Annotated in this window: 19 protein-coding genes; 11 read left to right on the top strand and 8 right to left on the bottom strand. The window is 61.4% G+C overall.

The annotated features are described in order from the left end of the window. Nucleotides 1–31 precede the first annotated feature (31 nt). On the bottom strand, nucleotides 32–583 hold the full coding sequence (locus AC1DUP_RS16095) for a carboxymuconolactone decarboxylase family protein (protein ID WP_477833155.1): 552 nt from the start codon (nucleotides 581–583) through the stop codon (nucleotides 32–34). Between the two features lie 278 nt (nucleotides 584–861). On the opposite strand from AC1DUP_RS16095, the gene AC1DUP_RS16100 reads away from it, so the two are divergent. Next, on the top strand, nucleotides 862–1,512 hold the full coding sequence (locus AC1DUP_RS16100) for a pyridoxamine 5'-phosphate oxidase family protein (protein ID WP_477833156.1): 651 nt from the start codon (nucleotides 862–864) through the stop codon (nucleotides 1,510–1,512). 131 nt (nucleotides 1,513–1,643) lie between these two features. Here the strand turns inward: AC1DUP_RS16100 and AC1DUP_RS16105 are convergent, their stop codons facing one another. From AC1DUP_RS16105 to AC1DUP_RS16115, 3 genes are all read right to left on the bottom strand, one after another. Beyond that, nucleotides 1,644–2,270: a LysE family translocator gene (locus AC1DUP_RS16105; RefSeq protein WP_477833157.1), complete on the bottom strand. Its 627-nt coding sequence runs from the start codon at nucleotides 2,268–2,270 to the stop codon at nucleotides 1,644–1,646. Between the two features lie 163 nt (nucleotides 2,271–2,433). Beyond that, a complete protein-coding gene (locus AC1DUP_RS16110; protein ID WP_477833158.1) occupies nucleotides 2,434–2,820 on the bottom strand; it encodes a limonene-1,2-epoxide hydrolase family protein in 387 nt (128 codons plus the stop codon). A gap of 66 nt (nucleotides 2,821–2,886) precedes the next feature. Next, nucleotides 2,887–3,849: an aldo/keto reductase gene (locus AC1DUP_RS16115; protein ID WP_477833159.1), complete on the bottom strand. Its 963-nt coding sequence runs from the start codon at nucleotides 3,847–3,849 to the stop codon at nucleotides 2,887–2,889. A gap of 131 nt (nucleotides 3,850–3,980) precedes the next feature. On the opposite strand from AC1DUP_RS16115, the gene AC1DUP_RS16120 reads away from it, so the two are divergent. Then, nucleotides 3,981–4,862: an AraC family transcriptional regulator gene (locus AC1DUP_RS16120; RefSeq protein ID WP_115034771.1), complete on the top strand. Its 882-nt coding sequence runs from the start codon at nucleotides 3,981–3,983 to the stop codon at nucleotides 4,860–4,862. Nucleotides 4,863–4,975: 113 nt separating this feature from the next. On the opposite strand, the gene AC1DUP_RS16125 is transcribed toward AC1DUP_RS16120, so the two are convergent. Further along, nucleotides 4,976–6,142 carry an MFS transporter gene (locus AC1DUP_RS16125; RefSeq protein ID WP_477833160.1) on the bottom strand — a complete coding sequence of 389 codons (1,167 nt, stop codon included), beginning with the start codon at nucleotides 6,140–6,142 and terminating at the stop codon, nucleotides 4,976–4,978. A 198-nt stretch (nucleotides 6,143–6,340) separates the two neighbouring features. Here AC1DUP_RS16125 and AC1DUP_RS16130 point away from each other — a divergent pair, with 198 nt between their 5' ends. Together AC1DUP_RS16130 and AC1DUP_RS16135 are read left to right on the top strand one after the other, a co-directional pair. Next, nucleotides 6,341–7,579 (top strand): alpha-D-ribose 1-methylphosphonate 5-triphosphate diphosphatase, encoded by a 1,239-nt coding sequence (locus AC1DUP_RS16130; protein WP_477833161.1) that lies wholly within the window; start codon nucleotides 6,341–6,343, stop codon nucleotides 7,577–7,579. Further along, the gene (locus tag AC1DUP_RS16135) at nucleotides 7,542–7,805 is read left to right on the top strand and encodes a hypothetical protein (protein ID WP_477833162.1); all 264 of its coding nucleotides are present in this window, start codon (nucleotides 7,542–7,544) and stop codon (nucleotides 7,803–7,805) included. The genes AC1DUP_RS16130 and AC1DUP_RS16135 overlap by 38 nt, the downstream gene beginning before the upstream one ends. Before the next feature lie 250 nt (nucleotides 7,806–8,055). Here AC1DUP_RS16135 and AC1DUP_RS16140 read toward each other — a convergent pair whose 3' ends face one another. Further along, nucleotides 8,056–8,658 carry a TetR/AcrR family transcriptional regulator gene (locus AC1DUP_RS16140; protein ID WP_477833242.1) on the bottom strand — a complete coding sequence of 201 codons (603 nt, stop codon included), beginning with the start codon at nucleotides 8,656–8,658 and terminating at the stop codon, nucleotides 8,056–8,058. A gap of 89 nt (nucleotides 8,659–8,747) precedes the next feature. Here AC1DUP_RS16140 and AC1DUP_RS16145 point away from each other — a divergent pair, with 89 nt between their 5' ends. Continuing rightward, nucleotides 8,748–9,629, top strand: coding sequence for an alpha/beta fold hydrolase (locus tag AC1DUP_RS16145; RefSeq protein ID WP_477833163.1), 882 nt, complete (start codon nucleotides 8,748–8,750; stop codon nucleotides 9,627–9,629). A 71-nt stretch (nucleotides 9,630–9,700) separates the two neighbouring features. On the opposite strand, the gene AC1DUP_RS16150 is transcribed toward AC1DUP_RS16145, so the two are convergent. Beyond that, entirely contained in the window at nucleotides 9,701–10,225 is a 525-nt protein-coding gene (locus tag AC1DUP_RS16150; protein WP_115034775.1) for a nuclear transport factor 2 family protein, read from the bottom strand. Between the two features lie 104 nt (nucleotides 10,226–10,329). Here AC1DUP_RS16150 and AC1DUP_RS16155 point away from each other — a divergent pair, with 104 nt between their 5' ends. Then, nucleotides 10,330–11,289, top strand: coding sequence for a LysR family transcriptional regulator (locus AC1DUP_RS16155; RefSeq protein WP_115034776.1), 960 nt, complete (start codon nucleotides 10,330–10,332; stop codon nucleotides 11,287–11,289). A 145-nt stretch (nucleotides 11,290–11,434) separates the two neighbouring features. On the opposite strand, the gene AC1DUP_RS16160 is transcribed toward AC1DUP_RS16155, so the two are convergent. Continuing rightward, a complete protein-coding gene (locus AC1DUP_RS16160; protein ID WP_115034777.1) occupies nucleotides 11,435–12,769 on the bottom strand; it encodes an MFS transporter in 1,335 nt (444 codons plus the stop codon). 179 nt (nucleotides 12,770–12,948) lie between these two features. On the opposite strand from AC1DUP_RS16160, the gene AC1DUP_RS16165 reads away from it, so the two are divergent. From AC1DUP_RS16165 to AC1DUP_RS16185, 5 genes are all read left to right on the top strand, one after another. After that, a complete protein-coding gene (locus tag AC1DUP_RS16165) occupies nucleotides 12,949–13,848 on the top strand; it encodes a LysR family transcriptional regulator (RefSeq protein WP_115034778.1) in 900 nt (299 codons plus the stop codon). Between the two features lie 450 nt (nucleotides 13,849–14,298). Next, nucleotides 14,299–15,366, top strand: coding sequence for an ABC transporter substrate-binding protein (locus AC1DUP_RS16170; RefSeq protein ID WP_477833164.1), 1,068 nt, complete (start codon nucleotides 14,299–14,301; stop codon nucleotides 15,364–15,366). Then, on the top strand, nucleotides 15,363–16,397 hold the full coding sequence (locus AC1DUP_RS16175) for an iron ABC transporter permease (RefSeq protein ID WP_115034779.1): 1,035 nt from the start codon (nucleotides 15,363–15,365) through the stop codon (nucleotides 16,395–16,397). Before AC1DUP_RS16170 ends, AC1DUP_RS16175 begins: the two co-directional genes overlap by 4 nt. Beyond that, nucleotides 16,387–17,172 (top strand): ABC transporter ATP-binding protein, encoded by a 786-nt coding sequence (locus AC1DUP_RS16180; protein ID WP_477833165.1) that lies wholly within the window; start codon nucleotides 16,387–16,389, stop codon nucleotides 17,170–17,172. Before AC1DUP_RS16175 ends, AC1DUP_RS16180 begins: the two co-directional genes overlap by 11 nt. Further along, on the top strand, nucleotides 17,172–17,903 hold the full coding sequence (locus tag AC1DUP_RS16185; protein WP_477833166.1) for a molybdate ABC transporter substrate-binding protein: 732 nt from the start codon (nucleotides 17,172–17,174) through the stop codon (nucleotides 17,901–17,903). The genes AC1DUP_RS16180 and AC1DUP_RS16185 overlap by 1 nt, the downstream gene beginning before the upstream one ends. Nucleotides 17,904–17,911: the final 8 nt, after the last annotated feature.

The following is a 17,911-nucleotide window of genomic DNA, read 5'->3' on the forward strand; positions in this document are numbered from 1 at the left end:
TGGCCGCCGGAGCGGCCGAGCCGATTGTATATCAGGGCCTTATCCAGGCGTAGGCATCAAACGGCGGCTCCAGGGCAGGGCGGGTGACGCTGCCGGTATAATTGGTGATCGTCGAAGCGGCGACAACGGCGATCACCTCCAGAAGCTCGTCCTCGCCGAAGCCCGCCTGAAGAAACGCGTCGGCATCGGCTTCCGGCAGTTGTCCACGGCTCTCGATCAGTGTGCGGGCGAGCTTTGAAAGCGCTGCCGCCTCCGGTTCGCCCGGCAACCCGCCGCCTCTGATTGCTTCGACATCGACAGCCGGAATGCCCTGCCGGATGGCCAGAAACGAATGAAAGCCGACCGCCCATTCGCAGGCATTCGTCACGGCGTTGGTCAGCAGCAATACCTGGATCTGCGGCTCGCTAAAGCTGCCGCCATGCACGTTCTGGAAAAGCGCTGCCAGGCAATTGATGAGCACGGGCGAAGTCGACATCGCGCCTGCGATATTGGGGACAAGGCCGAAAGCATCATTCAGGCCGCGCAGGGCGGGCTGCGACGCCTGTGGCGCCGTCTCGAGGCTATGGATCGGAAAATGGGGCATTGCATGACCTTTCAGATAATCGGGCTGAGATCGCGCGGTTGCGTGACCGCGTCTGATCCGGACCATCTGAAAAACTCGGTATTGCATCAATTACCAGGAAGGTAATAGCCGCGGGCAAGCGGGGACCGAGAGACCGGACGGAGGGAAGGGCAGAGACCTCGCATTGACGAAGCACTTCGCTCGCAGGGTCAACGTGACTTGACGAACAGTGCAAATTTGAGGTACGTACATCAGCATGGCGCGATCGTCCGGCCATGATGCTATGGGAGGCGAATGCAATGACGGAGTTCAGTGTCGATCCAAGATTTGTCGTGAGGGATGAACAGGCTCTACGGGAGCTGTTTCAACCGACGCATGCTCTGGCAGCTCAGAAGTGTCTGGGCGTACTCGACAGGCACGCACAGGAGTTCATCAGGCGATCGCCATTCCTGTGCATCGGCACCCAGAACCAGGATGGCAAAGCCGATGTCAGCCCGCGCGGCGATCCGGTCGGCTTCGTGAAAATCCTTGATCCGCACACATTGGCGATCCCGGACCGACCGGGCAATAATCGCCTCGATACGCTGGTCAATATTCTTGCCAATCCGAGCGTTGGACTGCTCTTCATCATTCCGGGATTTGACGACACGCTTCGCGTGAATGGCGAAGCAAGGCTCGTGACCGACCCTGAAATCCTTGGGGATATGGGGGTCGGCGATCGTTTGCCCAAGCTCGCGATATTGGTCAAGGTGGGCGAGGTCTTCCTGCATTGCGCCAAGGCATTCAGGCGCTCTCATCTATGGGACCCAGAGCACTTTCAGGATCGCAGCGAGATGCCCTCGCTTTCAAAGATAATCCTGGATCAGACGACTGGCGCTCCGACCGATGATATCGAAATGCGCAAAATAGATGACGCACTCGAAGACGCCTACAGGAAGTCGCTCTATTGACGGCGAGGCCCTCGGCCCCGGCGCCCGCACTGGATCGACCTGGCCGAGCCGATCGAGCGTCATGTCGGAAGTTGATCTCACAGCGCGAGGACCGAGTACGTTTTCTCGCAAACGATCAAGAAACGGCTGCTTTAACGATGCGCTGTTGCGAGCTTTGCGGCCAGCCCGACGAATACGAGGCCGGCAACGCGGTTCAGAATGACCTGGCTTCGGTCAGAGCGCTTCAACCAGGTGCTTATCGACCCGGCAAGCAGCGAGATGACGGCGAAAGACGTGAAGGCGCAGATGATGAAGATGCCGCCAAGCTGGAGCATCTGAAAAACGATGCTGCCGTTGGCGGCAGAGGTAAACTGGGGCAGAAATGCAAGGAAGAAGATCGCGACTTTCGGGTTCGTGACATTCATGACGACGCCGCGCGCCATCATTTGCCACATCGGCTTTACTTTCGCGGTTCCAGCCTCGAGTTCGTCCGGCACTGCCCGGAAGGCCTTGTAGGCCAGGTAAACAAGATAGCCGGCACCGACGAACTTCAGTGCATCGAAGGCAAATTGCGACGTCTGGAAAATTGCCGCGACACCCAAGGACACAGCGACCGTGTGAAAGACAAGGCCGATGCACAGCCCTGCGGTCACCGACAGCCCTACACCCCGGCCGTAGATCGCCGATTGCATCAACACGAACAAATTATCCGGACCTGGTACCCAGCATAGAATAGTTGCTGCGGCAGCAAACGTGATGAGGGTCTCAAGTGAGAGCAATATCGGGACCTCCTGGGGCTAACGCCCAATACCACGCGGGATCTGGCGAAACTACCGATACCGGTGTGGACACAGTGTTATCTAAAACAGTTCCGCACCGGTCATGAGCCAGCGACACGGCGCACTCTTGGCCGCCGCGTCGCCCCAGGCGAAGGTCAGACCGTCAGCCGGCCGCGAGCTTTGAGATCGCGTTGACGTCAACGTAATCGCGCCAGGAGACGATGCGATCACCCTCGATTTCATAGATACCCATCAGCGTCACTCGCCCGATTTCGCTGCGGTCAGCGCGTTCGAAAATGTCGAGCCGCTCCGTGAGCACACGGTTGCCATCTGCACCGATGGCAAGCATCTCGATGCGAACAGTTGCGATGCCCATGGACTTTTCGAGTTCATCGATCATGCCGACAGCTTCGTCGATGCCGGTCGTGGATGAAATCCCCACGTTTTCCCAAACAGTGTCGGGGGTGAACCAACGCCGCACCGCAGGCCTTCCGCCATCCTCGGGGAAGGTGTTGCAAAACTCGGTTACGATCTCAAGAGGGGTAGGCATTTGATGGCTCCTTTTTAAGTGGGGGCAAGCTGGCGGTTCGCCAGCCCAACCCGTTGTTGGCGGGGACTAAATCCAGGTCGGTGCAAACTCTTTGGCGTAACGCTCGCCAAAACCGCCTTCCGGCAAGATTTCCTTGATCCTGGCCAAGTCTTCTGCCGCTAGCACCAGGTCGGCTGCACCGACGTTTTCAGCGACGCGCTCCGCCTTGCGTGAGCCCGGAATAGGCACGATGTCGTCACCCTGAGCCAGCAGCCAGGCGAGTGCCACTTGCGAAACGGTAGCGCCCTTCGACGTGGCAAGCTCATTCAACTGGCGGACGGCCTCGACGTTCTTCTCGAAATTGCCGGGCTGCCAGCGCGGATCGCCCCGGCGCATGTCGCTCTCTTCCAGTTCGGCTGCAGGCTTGACTGCTCCCGTCAGAAAGCCACGACCGAGCGGCGAGTAAGGGACGAAGCCGATACCAAGCTCCCTCAGGATCGGGAACAGGACTTCCACGTCGCGCTCGAACACCGAATACTCGGTTTGAAGCATCGCGACTTCCTGTACGGCATGGGCCTTGCGGATAGTCTGAGGACCGGCTTCGCTGAGGCCGAAATGCTTGACCTTGCCCTCGGCGATCAAGTCCTTGACCGTGCCTGCGACATCTTCAATCGGCACGTTGGGATCAACGCGGTGCTGGTAGAGCACGTCGATATTCTCCACGCCGAGATAGCGCAGGCTGTTCTCGGTTACTTCGCGAATGTGCTCTGGGCGGCTGTCGGCTTCCCATGAGCGGGTAAAGCCGAATTTGGTGGCCAATACCACGTCGTCGCGGAAACCTTTGACCGCGCGGCCGATGAACTTCTCGTTTTCGCCCCAGCCATACAGCTCGGCCGTGTCGAAAAACGTCACGCCGAGATCATAGGCACGGCGGATCGTCGCCAAGCCGGCCTCTTCGTCGGCTGAGCCGTAGGCCAGATGGAAGCCCATTGCGCCGTAGCCGATGGCAGAGACTTCCGGGCCGTTTGTGCCCAGTTTACGCTTTTGCATGATCGTACCTTCCATTGTGCGAAGGGAATCTGGGTCATATGCGTGTTTTTGACTATGCCTGATGGTCCTGATTTATTGCCTGATCCCGTCAGCACCTTGATGTTTTCAGGCAACTGGTCCTCAATGGGACGATGGACAAACTCGATGAAATTCGCTCTCTGGCGATCCGACATGCGGGAGCTGAATATCCCGGCATGTCGCGGCTAAGCATTTACAGCATCACCGAACCGACCGAGCTGAATGCTCTGGTTTATGACCCGATGGCGTTCATAGTCCTGCAGGGAACCAAGCGGACAATTATCGGGGATAAGGTGTTCGAGTATGGCCCCGGCCAGACCATGGTCGTTTGTGCCGAAATCGCCGCCATGGGCCAGATCGTCGAGGCGTCGCCGGACAAGCCATTCCTGGCGGTCAATCTCGATCTTGATCCTGCCGTTATAATGAATGTGGTGCTGTACCTGGCCAACACCCCGGAGCTGCAGATGCAGCCTGGGTTTGCTTTCAGCATGGCCAATGCCGAGCTGATTGGTGCGTGGCAAAGATTGCTGGGAATGTATGAGCGGCCAAAGGAAATTCCGGTGATGGCGCTTCACCTGGAGCATGAACTTATGTTCCGGCTGATGCTGACCCCGCACGCCGAGATGTTGCGTCAGATCGCCGGCGTCGAGTCCCGCCTGTCGCATGTTCGACAGGCAATGGCCTGGATACGTGAACACTACACGGAGCAACTCAGCGTCGAAGATATGGCCGCTGTTGCAGGCATGAGCGAGTCCGTGTTCCACCGACGTTTTAAAGCGGTGACGGCTCTAAGCCCGCTGCAATATCAAAAGCACATTCGGTTGCAGGAGGCCCGCCGGCGGTTGATTGCCAGGCAGACCGATGCCGCTTCCGTCGCGTTTGCCGTGGGTTACAAAAGCACGTCGCAGTTTAGCCGTGAATACAAGCAGCTTTTCGGCGAGCCTCCGCGTCGTGACGCCGACATGGTGTCGGCCAGGGTCAAAGGTAGCCTATAGAGGGTGCCCGCCCATCACATCGTTTCATGATGGCCCGTATCTGATCGGCAACGACCGATATGGCGCCGTCCACTGGTTCAGGTCCGGCGTCACTACCGCTTGGCGGTGGGGCTTCAAACGAGGGCTCGCAGCGGCGCCAGCGACAGTAGCGCGAGGGCCGAGATCGCGGCACCGGCGATCGCCAGCGGCGAGAGACCGACGGAGATGTATGGAGCGACGGCGGTCGTTCCGAGCGCCGCTATGCCGAGGATCGCTGCGATGACGATTGCCGCGGCGCGCGAATGATCGCCGCGGGCAGCCGATATTGCCCGATGAAAGCCGATCGGCCCGCGCATGCCGAAGCCGAAATTCACGACCGCCCAGAGCGGGACGAGTGCCCAGAGGCTGCTGGCGCCTGTGAGTGCATAGGCCAGGATTGCCAGAAAGGCGCAGGGCATGATGGCCGTGCCCGCGCGGATCGTCCGCAGGGTGCCGAATTTTGCCGCGAGCCATGCAGACGAATTCGCGGCCAGAATGAAGATGGCGATGCCGCAGACCTGCAGCATGACGAAATCCTCGATCCCCCTGTCGAGCGGGCCGGTCAGGACGGCCGGCAGGCCGAAGACGAAAACGAGGAGGGCGCCCAGGCTCAGAGCCTGGCTCGACGCATAGCTCAGAAATTCGCGGTTCTTCAGAATGGCGAAGTAGCTGTGGTGGTCTTCCATCTGCTGTCGACGCGGGAAATGGGCGCGCTGCCAGAAAACGGCTGCGGCGACCAGCGCGGAGAGCGCTGCCAGCAGCACGAAGGAAATCTCCCAGCCGCCAAATTCCAGCAGCCAGGCTCCGGCGATGGGGGCGAGCGCCGGCGCCAGGGACTCGACGGAACCGAGCCGCCCCATGGCGGCGGCCGCCTTGTCGGGCGGATAGAGGCCATGGATGAAACCCGGCGCAAAGACGGCCGGGCCGGAGCCGAAGGCACCTTGAGCAAAGCGCAGCGCAATCAGCCATTCGATCGACGGTGATTCCGCGGCTAGGAGCGAGGCTACGCCGAACAGGGCAAGCGACCAGATCAGCAGCTTGCGTGGATCATGCCGCGCACCGAGTTCGCCGAAGGTCAGCAGCCCGACCAGCGTGCCGAACGCGTAAGCCGCCAGCACGAGCTGCGCGGCCTCGATGCTTCCCCCGAGCTGCCCCGGCAGGCTCGGGATGGCCGGAAGCACCAGATCGGTGCCGGCAATGCCCAGAACGGTTCCGCCGGCGATCAGGATGAACAGGACTGAGGGTTTCGAGCGTGTGGTCATCGGTCTCTTGGTATCAGAGCCGGATCTTGCGACCAATTGCGTCCCGTTGATTTCTGCTATTCAAATGTTTGATCTTTTTGAGGTGTTTTGTCAGCGACGTTGGCAAATCTGTCATATACGCTGGCTAGAAGCTGCGGGCGGCGCGCACCTTGTCGTGTGACTCGACTGCCGCGCCTTCTTTTTCCTGGAATGAGACCCATGCAGAACAATCCGGCAGTGATCATCGAGGGCGCAACCGTGGTTTTCGGAGACCGTCTGGAGGCGGCCTCCGTGCGTATCGAAGACGGCCGGATCACCGGTATCGACGGTCAGCGCGACGGAGCTGATGTCGTTGACGGACGCGGCCATCTGCTCGGTCCGGCTTTCGTGGACATTCATGGCGATGCCTTCGAGCGGCAGGTCATGCCGCGGCCCGGCACCATGCTGCCTGTTCCTGCCGCGCTGCTCGAAACCGACCGCCAGCTTGCCGCTAACGGCATCGCGACGGCCTATCATGCGCTGACGCTCAGCTGGGAGCCGGGGCTTCGCTCGGTCGAAACCGGTTATGCCATCGTGCGCGCGCTCGATGCGCTCACGCCGCGGCTGACGGTGGACAATCGCGTGCAGTTGCGCTGGGAAACCTTTTGCGTCGAAGCGGTCGACCTCATTCGCGAGGCGCTTGCCGGTCCGCGCCTGCCGTCGATTGCCTTCAACGATCACACGTCGATGGTGATGCTGCATCCGTCGATCCCGCTGCAGGAGCGGCCCTTCGATCTCGATCCGGCCTTCCCGACAGTGGATCCCGAAACGCCTGCCTTCGCCGAGAAGATGGCGGAACGCGCCAAGCGGGCGAAGATCCCGGTGGCGGACATGGTGGCGCTGGTGCGCAACATGTGGGAGCGCCGGCCGCAGGTGCCTGACGCAATCGAGGAAGTGGCCGCACTCGGAAAGGCCGCCGGCGCGCCGATGCTGTCGCATGACGACAGCCAGATCGAAACGCGCGATTTCTTCCGCCAGCGCGGCGCGCGGATTTGCGAATTCCCGATGAACCGGCGGGTGGCGCGGGCTGCCCGCGATGCCGGCGACTTCATCGTCTTCGGCGCACCGAACGCCACGCGCGGCGGCAGCCATCTCGCCTCGATCGGCGCGGCCGACATGATCCGCGAAGGGCTCTGCGATATTCTCGCCTCGGACTATTACTATCCGGCGATGCTGCTCGGCCTCGCAAGGCTCAAGGCCGATGGCGTGGCGCCGCTCCATGCGCTCTGGCCGCTCGTCTCTGATAATCCGGCGCGTGCCTCGGGGCTCACCGATCGCGGCGTCATCGAAGTCGGCAAGCGGGCGGACCTCGTGCTGGTCGATTGGCCTGAGGGTGCGGCACCCGCCGTGCGGCGCACCTGGGTCGCCGGCCGGCAAGCTTATGGCGCAGCGCCCGCCGGCCAGCTGGCAATGGCCTGACAGCGGCGGCATATCGCCGGACGCTGTCCAAACCGGCCGTACGCGCTACATCGCAGGTATGGAAGCGCTCTATGTCCTGCTCATCTTCGCCGTAGCCATAGCGATCATCTATCTGGGCGGCAAATGGAACACGTCCGACGTCGACCACTATATGGGCTTCGATAATTTGCGTTCGCCCAGCAAGCCGAAAGTGGCTGATGACGACAAGGATGCGAGGAAGGAATGATGCCGCGGATACTTGCAGAGGTGTTCGGGGGCTGGGAGTTTGTGGAGGGGTAGGCTTCCGTCCTCACGACTGAAGACCCCGCCCCAAACCCCTCCCCACAAGGGGGAGGGGCTTAAACTGCCGCACTCGTCTTGCAAATTTTCGATGTTTCGGGAAAAGCGAGCCGGTGCTCCAAGGTAGTCCCTCCCCCTTGTGGGGAGGGGTTGGGGAGGGGTTTTTGACGGCACCAACGGCTTGGCAGGAAGCCTCGCTAAATCTCGCTGAAGCCTCTCGCCCGCACCCCTGCGATGACTTCGTCCGAGACCTGCCGCAGTTCCTGCCGCGAGGCGCCGTCACGTGCCTGGACGGACAATCCCTGCATGACGGCCACAAGATAGCGGGCAAGGGAAACTGCGCGTTCCTGGTCCAGCCACTGCCCCAGCGTCTGTGCGATCGTCTCCCGCATCGTGTTTCGCTGCTCTGCCATCTCGCGCGCCAGGTCCGCATGGTCAGGCCCGCACTGGATCATGCCGCTTGATATCATGCAGCCGCGCTCTCCCGCGGGGTCGGTGACGGCATCGATCGCCTTGTGCAGCAGCGTCTCGATCGTCTCCTGAAGGGTCGTGGTCGTTTTGATATGCCACAACGCCCCCCGCAGCCCGAAATAGCGATCGAGCGCCTCGCGGTAGAGCCCCGCCTTGCTGCCGAAAGCCGCATAGAGACTTGGTGGCGCGATGCCGATTGCGACCGTCAGGTCGTTCAACGAGACACCTTCATACCCATGCCGCCAGAAGAGGCGCATGGCGATGTCGATTGCCTGATCCCTGTCGAAGGTTCGCGGGCCGCTGCGGCGTGTTTTCACAACCTTATCCATAGTGATCACTAAAGACTTCTTGACAGCAAAAGGCAAGTCGTTAGTTTGTAGCGATCGCTAAACATAAGGATTCTGGCATGATAAGAACAATGCGCGCAATTTGGGTTTCCGTCCTGCTGCTGGGCCTGTCTTCCATGGCGATGGCGGCGGAGAAGGACTACACGGTGAAGGCGCCTGACGGCGTCGAGATCGCGGTTCAGGAATCGGGCGATCCCGCCGGTCCGGCGATCGTTTTCATCCACGGCCTGCTCGGCAGCCATCTGAACTGGGACATGCAGGTCGCCAGCCCCAAACTGCGGAACTATCGGCTGATCAGCTACGACATGCGCGGCCACGGCCTGTCGGGAAAGCCTGATGATGCCGAAGCCTATCGCGACGGGCGCCGCTGGGCAGACGATCTCTCGACGGTCCTGAAGGCGACGGGTGCGAAAAAGCCTGTTCTCGTCGGCTGGTCGCTCGGTGGCGTCGTTATCTCAAACTATCTTGCCAGCTATGGAGACGACGGCATTGGTGGGATCGTCTATGTCGATGGCGTCATCGAACTCAATGCCGCGCTGATCACATCGCATCCCGATGTCTATGCAGGCATGGCTTCGGATGATCTGAAGGTGCATCTCGACGCGGTGAAGACCTTCCTGGCTTTGTGTTTTGCGACGAAGCCCGACACGGCAACCTTCGAGCGCCTGCTCTCCAATGCCGCGATGGCCTCTTGGGTCATGACGCGGACCGTCCCGTCGATGACCGTTTCCGCCGCTCAAGCTCTGCCCAAGGTGCGCGTGCCGGTGCTGCTGCTCTATGGCGGCAAGGACGATCTGGTGAATGTGGAGCCGAGCATCGCGCGTGCCCGGTCGCTCAATCCGGCAGTCGAAACCAAGATCTACGCGAAATCGGGGCATGCGCCCTTCCTGGAAGAAGCGCCGCGCTTCAACCGTGATCTGGCAGAGTTCAGGGACGCGGTTGCCGGCAACTGAACTTGGAGAGAGGGGGCGGGCAGGGTGCTCGCTCCCTTTACGTCTTGTCCGCCCCCGGCGCAAAGCAACCGTCAGGCTGCAGCGCCGCGCCCGAGTGCCGCCGATTGCTGCAGGGTGATGGCATGGCGAAGCGGATCGGCGTGGCGGTGCGCAAGCCGCCACTCTCCGCCCTCGCGCTGGTAGACGAGCGTTACACGCAGTGCCCAATCCTGTGCGGGCAGGCCGCCGACTTCGACATTGGCGCGCTCGACGACGACAAGCACGATCATGTCGGTGCCGGCATAGGTCTGGACAAGCTCCTGTTTCAGCGTGCCGTTCCTGAAGAAGCGGCTCATGCCATCCCAGGTCTTCTCGGTAATGTCGGCCTCGCGCGATGGGGTGCCACCGAAGGGTGACATCAGGGTGAAATCCTGCGTGCGCGGTACGAGCGTCCGGTAGGTGGCGACATCGCCCCGCATCAGCGCGGCATTGGCTTCCTCCGATATCAGGGCGAGATCGGCCGCCTGCAGAGCCGCCCGGCTGCCGCCTGCACCGGCGGCAAGGGAGGCGAGACCGGCCGGGCCGGCAACGAGGAGGGATCGGCGAGACGGCGACATGGCATGTCCTCTGCGAGGCTGGAGTTCGAAATGCGGCTGCAAAGCCCCGTGCTTCAGACATGCCCGTTTCCCGATGCTGAAGCCAATGATATGATTTCAGCGATATGCTGAATGAAACTGATCTCTCTCGCGCCGATCTCAATCTCCTCGTGCTGTTCGAAGCCGTTATCGAGGAGGGCCATGTCGGCCGCGCCGCCGACCGGCTGAACATCTCACCATCAGCCGTCAGCCACGGGCTTGGACGCCTGCGGCGCATGCTCAACGATCCGCTCTTCGTGAGGACGCCGAGAGGCGTGGTGGCGACGGCCCGGGCGATGGAACTGGCAGCGCCGGTAGCCGAGATCCTTGCCCGGGTGCGAAGCGTGATTTCGACGGCCGGGCCCTTCGATCCGGCAAGGTCGAACCGCCGTTTCACGCTGGGCGCGCCGGATGGCGTTTCCGCGGTCTTCCTGTCCGCGCTGCTTGCCGGATTGGAAAGGACGGCACCCGGGGTCGATATCAGCATACGCCAGCTGCTGCCGGAACAGGGCGAGAGTTCGCCTGAGCGGGCCTGGCGCAATGCGTTTGCCGATCTGGAAGCCCGCGCCATGGATATCGCAGTGGTGCCTGCCGATGATATTCCGGCGCGCTTTCATAGTCTCACGCTCTACGAAGAGGATTTCGTCATTGCCATGCGCGCCGGCCATGCCTTCGCGCAGGAGGCGACGCTGGAGCGCTATGTCGGGATGCGGCATCTGGTCGTCTCGCTTGGTGGTGATCCGCACGGTTTCGTCGACACGGCGCTTGAACAGCGGGGCTTGAACAGGCGGATGGCGCTGACGGTGCCGAATTTCATGTTCGCGCTCGCCATCGCCGGCGACAGCGACATGCTGGTCGCCGTCCCCCGCCGCTTCGCCGCACTCTACGCCCCGCGCTTCGGCCTGGTGACGGTGGATGCTCCATTGCCGCTGCCGCGTTTCAAGCTGAGCGCGGTCGCCCCCCGCGCCGCGATGATGGATGCCGGCCTGAGCTGGCTGTTGGGGATGCTGCGGTCGGCATGCGAGGGTTCTGCGGGATTGGCCTGACTAGAGCATTTCCGTTTATCTCCGAATCACGGAAATGCTCTATCTCTTTGTTTTCACGCAATTCCGGACGCAAAACCGCTACACACTTTTGCTGGAATTGCTTTGGGAACGAAGGAATGCTTTCGGCTCCTGGCGAACAGAATGCTCATCGACTGCTCGCTCCAGATTGTCCCGTCAGTTCGTAGCGGGCGCGGCTCAGGCTGACCAGGCTGGCAATTGCCGCGCAGCCAGCCGACAGGACGACCGCAAATTCGAGCGCGGCAGACAGCGGCAATGTCGCGAAGATGATCGACATGGAGATTCCGCCCAGGGTCTGGCCGAGAAGTCGTGCAGTGCCCTGCATGGCGCCCGCCGCGCCGCTTCTGGCTTTCGGAGCCGAGAGAAGCAGAATGCGGTTGTTCGGCGTCTGGAACAGGCCGAAACCCAGGCCGGCGATCACCGTGCCGACCAGAAACGCGATGCCTCTCGGATCGGGCGGGCAGAGAGCTGCCACAAGGAGGCCGGCAGCCAGCAGCGCGCCGCCTGTCGCGCAAAGCCATGCGGTCTTGACGCGGTTTGCCAGACGTCCCGAAAATGGCGCGATGATCGCGGTCGCAACCGGCCAGGGCATCATGTAGAGACCGGCCAGAACCGGCGTCATGTGCAGCCTGTTCTGGAGATAGAAGGGCAGCGCGATGTAGCTCAGCATCTGGCCGCAGAAGCAGGATACCGATGCGATGACCGCCACGCGGAATGCGGGTGCCGCCAGGAGATCCGTCGGAATGATCGGAGCATCGCTTTTGCGTTCCAGGCGCAGCAGAATGACAAGGCAAGCTACCGAGGCGGCAATGAGGACCGTGCCACTTGCCGGCGCAGTCGCTATCCGGTCGGTGCCGCAGAAGAAGAGGATGAACATCGACGTGTTGGCGAGCAAGGCCTTGACGTTAAGCTTTCGCTTCGTGCCCTGGATCTTGCCCAGCAGACCGCCGCTGAGCAGCACGATGATGCCGAGCGGTATATTGACCGCAAAGAGCCAGGGCCAGGTCGTGACGGATAGGATGGCGCCGGCAATGCCCGGACCGGCAGCGGAAGAAATCGCGATGACCATGGCATTTACGCCGATGATCGGACCCAGCATGTGCTGCGGCAATGCCGAGCGCAGGTTCATCATGGCAAGCGCCATGATCGCGCCCGCGCCGAGGCCCTGCGCGAAACGGGCAAGGATCAGCAGGGAAAGGTCGCCCGCGAAGGCACAGGCAGCCGAAGCCGCGGTAAACAGCGCGACGCCGATCAGGAAGACCCGCCGCGCGCCATAGATTTCCCCGAGCGCGCCACACGGAAGAAGGGCGACCAGCACGGCCAGCTGATAGGCTGAGACGACCCATACGGTGCTGCCCGCTTCCACGTGCAGCGAGAGCGCGATCGAGGGCAAGGCGACGTTGGCAATGGCGCCGTCCAGAACGACAAGAACGGCTGAGAGAAGTATGAGTGTGATGGCCATGTATTGTCGGGGCGATGCCGGGCCATCCTGAGAAATCGATGCGGTGGAGGCGAGGGACATTGAGAAACTCCCAATCATTATCGGATGGCCGACTAGTTAAGCCTTGCCGATTGCGAGCGCCAGACGCAACGAAATCAAACGACTGTTGCATAAAACGCCATGCCTGAGTAAATGGAGTCATGTCCGATCTCGACTTCAATCTGCTGGTGGCTCTGGATGCGCTGTTGCGCGAGAGAAGCGTATCGGCCGCCGCGCGCCGGCTTGGCCTCAGTACATCAGCCATGAGCCGGACGCTGTCACGCTTGAGGGCTGCGCTCGGCGATCCGATCCTTGTGCCGGCCGGGCGCGGCATGGTCGCAACGCCCCATGCCCTGGCGATTGCCGAAGACGTGCATTCGTTGAGAGAAGCCGTGAAAGCGGTGCTCAGTCCGCCGTCGACAGTGGAAATCCGCGAGGTGCACCGCGATTTCACCATTCGTGCCAATGAGGCGTTCGTGCTTATTTTTGCCGCGGGCCTGAGCGCTGCTGTGGCGAACGCGGCACCAGGGATAAGGCTTCGATTTGCGCCGCGATCTGACAAGGACGTTCAATCCCTGAGAGACGCTGCCGTGGATCTGGATATCGGCGTCCTGCCGACGGAGAGCGGGGAACTGCGTTGCCAGACCCTTTTTCAAGACCGGTATGTGGGTCTTGCACGGACAGGACACCCGATTTTCGATGCAGATCCGATCACGGTCGAGAGCTATGCCGCCTGGGGCCACGTACTCTTCTCACCGCACGCGGATTTTGCCGGTCCGGTCGACAGGGCGCTCGCCGAACTCGGCGTCTACCGCGACGTCAGACTGATCGTGCCAAGCTTTCCAGCGGTGATCGCGGTTGCGGCGGCATCCGATTTGATCGGCGCGATTCCGAACTCTTATCGCAAATCCGCCGCAACAAGCCAGATCAGGACGTTTGAGCTGCCGGTAGCCGTGCCGGGTTTCGACATCGTCCAGGCGTGGCATCCGAGGATGGATGCAGATCCCGTTCATCGTTGGCTGAGAGCGCTGATCTTTGAGACGTTCAAGTCAATGAACTGAGTGTGCATTCGATCGTTGAAGAGTCGCGGCGCCGAAGAAACAAGACCCCGCCCCAACCCCTCCCCACAAGGGGGAGGGGCCTGACCTGCCTCGCCCACTTTCCACATCTTCGACGTTTCTGGAGGATTGAGGTGGGTGCCACGAGGAGTCCCTCCACCCCCTTGTGGGGAGGGGTTGGGGAGGGGTTTGATCGGGCTCCACCTTTCCTCCGTCATCCCAGGGGCGGGGCGTTCGTCGAGAGCTAAAGCGCAACTGCGGTCTGCCGGTAAGCTTCTTCGCGACAATAACCGGACCCGCGCTTTGGCGCGTGCCGCTTTGCCCGCAGATTGACAGACCATTACTCGACCATCGGCCAGCTTGCTCCCGCATGATCGACATATTCATCCGAATATAACGCCGTTGTATACGGCCGAATATCATGCTAGCGGTCGGCTCCATCCTGGAGGACCTATGCCCATGATCGCCCGTCTCGCTTTCGTTGCGAAAATCGCCATTGCTATCAGTGGTTTATTGCTATCTGCGCCGGCCTGGGCCGACCGTATGGTTACCGACCAGATCGGCAGAGAGGTGCACATCCCGGATGTCGTCAGCCGCGTCGTCATCCTGCAACACCAGACGCTCAACATCGCCGTGCAGATGGATGCGATGGACAAGGTGGTCGGTGTACTCGACGAGTGGAAGAAGCAGCTCGGCGCCAATTATGTGCGTCTCGCACCACAGCTTCCGAACCTTGCCATGCCGGGTGGCCTTACCAAGGTCAATATCGAGGAGTTGCTGAAGCTGAAGCCGGATGTGGTGTTCGTCACCAACTACGCGCCGGCCGACATGGTCAAGCAGATCGAGGATGCCGGCCTTGCTGTCGTTGCCATCTCGCTGCTCGACGTGCCGCCGGCGGAAGCCGTCAAACTCAACCCGACGGTCAAGGACGAGCCGGCTGCGATCGACGCTGGTTTCGCGACCGGCGTGCGGCTGATCGCCGACGTGCTTGACCGCAAGGAAAAGGGCGAGGAGATGATCGCGGTCACCAAAAAGACCCGCAAGCTGGTTGCCGACCGGCTCGCCGACATCCCGGAAGACAATCGCGTCGCCACCTACATGGCCAATCCGGACCTCTCCACCTATGGCCGCGGCAAATATACCGGCCTGATGATGGAGCGCGCCGGCGCCCGCAACGTTGCGAACTCGATCGCCGGTTTCAAGCAGGTGTCGATGGAAGACGTCTTGAAATGGAACCCGGCCGTCATCTTCGTCCAGGAGCGTTATCCGGCCGTCGTCGACGAGATCAGGAAGACCGCTTCCTGGCAGACGATCGATGCCGTCAAGGACGGCAAGGTCTATCTGATGCCGGAATATGCCAAGGCATGGGGTTATCCGATGCCGGAAGCCATGTCGCTCGGTGAGCTCTGGATGGCGAAGGAGCTTTATCCCGAGCGGTTCAAGGATATCGACATGCAGAAGGAAGCGGATGCCTATTACAGGGAGTTCTACCGCACCGACTATCGTGCCGCGCAGCAATGAACGCTGATGCCTTCCCGCGACGCCCGCCATCCGTGATCATCGCTATCCTGGCGGTCATTCTGGCGCTCGTCGCGGTCGCTTCCCTTGGCATAGGCCGTTACGACATTCCGTTCGCGCGGGTAATCGAGATCCTCCAGGCGCCGATTTCCCCGCCGGACGTGCCCGTCACGCCGACGGAGGCGAATGTCGTCTTTACGGTGCGCATGCCGCGCATCCTGCTGGCGCTGCTTTCCGGCGCGGGTCTCGCACTCTCCGGCGCCACGATGCAAGGCGTGTTCCGCAATCCGCTGGTGGGGCCGCAGGTGATGGGCGTCTCCTCGGGTGCTGCCTTCGGTGGTGTGCTTGCCATCCTCTTCAGCTTTCCGCGTTACGGGCTGCTTGGCTCTGCCTTCGTCTTTGGGCTTTCGGCACTGGTTCTGGTCTATGCGCTGAACGGTATCGTCGCGCGGCGGAATATCCTGGCGCTGGTTTTGGCCGGCGTCGTCATCACCGGCTTCTTCGGTGCGCTCGTCAGCCTCGTCCAGTATCTAGCCGATACGGAAGACAAGCTGCCGGCCATGGTCTTCTGGCTGCTCGGCAGTTTCGCCACCGGCAATTGGGAGAAGTTCGGGTTGATCGCCGCACCCGTTCTGATCTGCAGCATTCTGCTGCTGGGCCTGCGCTGGCGCATCAATCTGCTCTCCATCGGCGACGAGGATGCACGTGCCCTCGGGGTCAATGTCGAGCCGCTCCGTTGGCTGATCCTGATCCTCGTCTCCTGCATCGTATCGGCGCAGGTGGCAGTCAGCGGCGTTATCGGCTGGGTCGGGCTGGTCGTGCCGCATATGGCGCGCATGCTGGTCGGCCCCGATCACCGGGTGATGATGCCGGCCTCGTTGATCATCGGCGCGCTCTACCTGCTGATAATCGATACCGTCGCCCGCACTGCCACAGCCACGGAAATCCCGCTCGGTATCCTGACCGCGCTGATCGGCACGCCGGTCTTCGCGCTGGTGTTGAAACAGACCCAGAGAGGCGCACGTGGATTCTGATCCGGTCATGCTGCGCATCGAGGCCGTCAGCCAGTCCTATGACGGCGAGCGTTGGCAGTTCCGCAATCTCGACTTCGACCTGAGGGCAGGGGAGATCACCGCTATCCTGGGGCCGAACGGCCGCGGCAAATCGACATTGCTGCGGGTTCTGGCGGGACTTCTGAAGCCAACCTCCGGTCGGATGGAGCTCAATCGGGGCACCGGCTTCGTACCGCAGGAATTCATCGGCTCCTTTCCCTATTCGGTGCTGGATGTGGTGCTGATGGGCCGCGCCCGGCATATCCCGGTTTTCCAGACGCCGCGAAAGCGCGATGTGGAAAAGGCGATGGAGGCACTCAGCGCCACCGGCATGGCCGACTACGCGTCGCGCAATATCGAGGCTTTGTCCGGTGGCGAGCGCCAACTCGTGCTGATTGCGCGAGCGCTTGCGGGTGAGAATGCGGTTCTGTTGCTCGACGAGCCGGCTTCCGCGCTTGACCTGAAAAATCAGGATGTCGTGCTCTCCCTGCTCAGCGAATTGGCCGACCGTGAAAAACTCGCCATTGCCTTTACCACCCATCAGCCCAACCACGCGGTCGCCGTGGCTGACAAGGTGCTGCTCATGCTGCCACAGACGAGAACCATCTTTGGCGCAACCGAAAAGGTGATGACGGAAGCCTATCTGGAAGCGCTTTATGGCATTCCGATCCTGTCAGCACGCCTCGGCAGCGGTGAGCGTGAAGAAACCGCTTTCGTACCGCTCTTCCGGCAAAGGGACCGAAAAGGAGAACATTGATGACCCAATCCGTGAAGGTGCTCTCCGCTGGCAGCATGCGGCATGTATTTCCTGCCATCATTGGCGCTTTCGGGCAGATGACGGGTATCGGGATTTCGCTGTCACTTGGACCTGCCGGCCTGTTGCGCGAGCGGATCGAGGCGGGCGAAGCATTCCATCTTTTTGCTTCGGCCAATATGGCGCATCCGCGACGTCTCGCTTCCCTCGGCATCACGGAAGAGGCCATCTGCTTTGCGCGCAATCGGCTTTGCGTGATCGCACGCGCCGATCTCGGCCTCGCGACGGAGAATTTTCTCGACATCCTGTCAGATCCTGCGGTGAAGATCGGCACATCGACGCCAGGCGACGATCCTTCCGGGGACTATGCCTTCGAAGTTTTCGACCTTGTGGAGGCGAAGCATCCAGGCATGGGCGTCGCGCTGAAAGCCCGCGCGCGGCAACTGGTCGGCGGCCGCAATTCGCCGCCGACACCGCCCGGCAAGGACGGCGGTTATCTGATCGCCGACGGCGAAGCTGACCTTTTCCTGAGCTATTATTCCAACGCCCGGCTGCTGGAGGCCGATCCAGCTTTCCGCGTCGTCGAAATCCCGGCGGAATTCTCTCCCAAGGTCGAATATGGTTTAGGGCTGTGCAAGGGCGCTCCGAACGATGCGAGAGAACTGCGCGATTTTCTCCTATCCGATCAGGGACAGGAGATATTGAAAGGAGCAGGCTTTTCGCGGGTCGGCTAGATTTTGCA

The sequence above is a fragment of the Rhizobium sp. 01L419 genome, from assembly GCF_056400025.1.

Excerpts from the sequence above, each read along its gene's own strand:
- AC1DUP_RS16095 (WP_477833155.1), bottom strand. The coding sequence starts at position 583 with ATGCCCCATTTTCCGATCCATAGCCTCGAGACGGCGCCACAGGCGTCG.
- AC1DUP_RS16100 (WP_477833156.1), top strand. The coding sequence starts at position 862 with ATGACGGAGTTCAGTGTCGATCCAAGATTTGTCGTGAGGGATGAACAG.
- AC1DUP_RS16110 (WP_477833158.1), bottom strand. The coding sequence starts at position 2,820 with ATGCCTACCCCTCTTGAGATCGTAACCGAGTTTTGCAACACCTTCCCC.
- AC1DUP_RS16115 (WP_477833159.1), bottom strand. The coding sequence starts at position 3,849 with ATGCAAAAGCGTAAACTGGGCACAAACGGCCCGGAAGTCTCTGCCATC.
- AC1DUP_RS16120 (WP_115034771.1), top strand. The coding sequence starts at position 3,981 with ATGGACAAACTCGATGAAATTCGCTCTCTGGCGATCCGACATGCGGGA.
- AC1DUP_RS16125 (WP_477833160.1), bottom strand. The coding sequence starts at position 6,142 with ATGACCACACGCTCGAAACCCTCAGTCCTGTTCATCCTGATCGCCGGC.
- AC1DUP_RS16130 (WP_477833161.1), top strand. The coding sequence starts at position 6,341 with ATGCAGAACAATCCGGCAGTGATCATCGAGGGCGCAACCGTGGTTTTC.
- AC1DUP_RS16135 (WP_477833162.1), top strand. The coding sequence starts at position 7,542 with ATGGCGCAGCGCCCGCCGGCCAGCTGGCAATGGCCTGACAGCGGCGGC.
- AC1DUP_RS16140 (WP_477833242.1), bottom strand. The coding sequence starts at position 8,658 with ATGGATAAGGTTGTGAAAACACGCCGCAGCGGCCCGCGAACCTTCGAC.
- AC1DUP_RS16145 (WP_477833163.1), top strand. The coding sequence starts at position 8,748 with ATGCGCGCAATTTGGGTTTCCGTCCTGCTGCTGGGCCTGTCTTCCATG.
- AC1DUP_RS16150 (WP_115034775.1), bottom strand. The coding sequence starts at position 10,225 with ATGTCGCCGTCTCGCCGATCCCTCCTCGTTGCCGGCCCGGCCGGTCTC.
- AC1DUP_RS16155 (WP_115034776.1), top strand. The coding sequence starts at position 10,330 with ATGCTGAATGAAACTGATCTCTCTCGCGCCGATCTCAATCTCCTCGTG.
- AC1DUP_RS16160 (WP_115034777.1), bottom strand. The coding sequence starts at position 12,769 with ATGGCCATCACACTCATACTTCTCTCAGCCGTTCTTGTCGTTCTGGAC.
- AC1DUP_RS16165 (WP_115034778.1), top strand. The coding sequence starts at position 12,949 with ATGTCCGATCTCGACTTCAATCTGCTGGTGGCTCTGGATGCGCTGTTG.
- AC1DUP_RS16170 (WP_477833164.1), top strand. The coding sequence starts at position 14,299 with ATGCCCATGATCGCCCGTCTCGCTTTCGTTGCGAAAATCGCCATTGCT.
- AC1DUP_RS16175 (WP_115034779.1), top strand. The coding sequence starts at position 15,363 with ATGAACGCTGATGCCTTCCCGCGACGCCCGCCATCCGTGATCATCGCT.
- AC1DUP_RS16185 (WP_477833166.1), top strand. The coding sequence starts at position 17,172 with ATGACCCAATCCGTGAAGGTGCTCTCCGCTGGCAGCATGCGGCATGTA.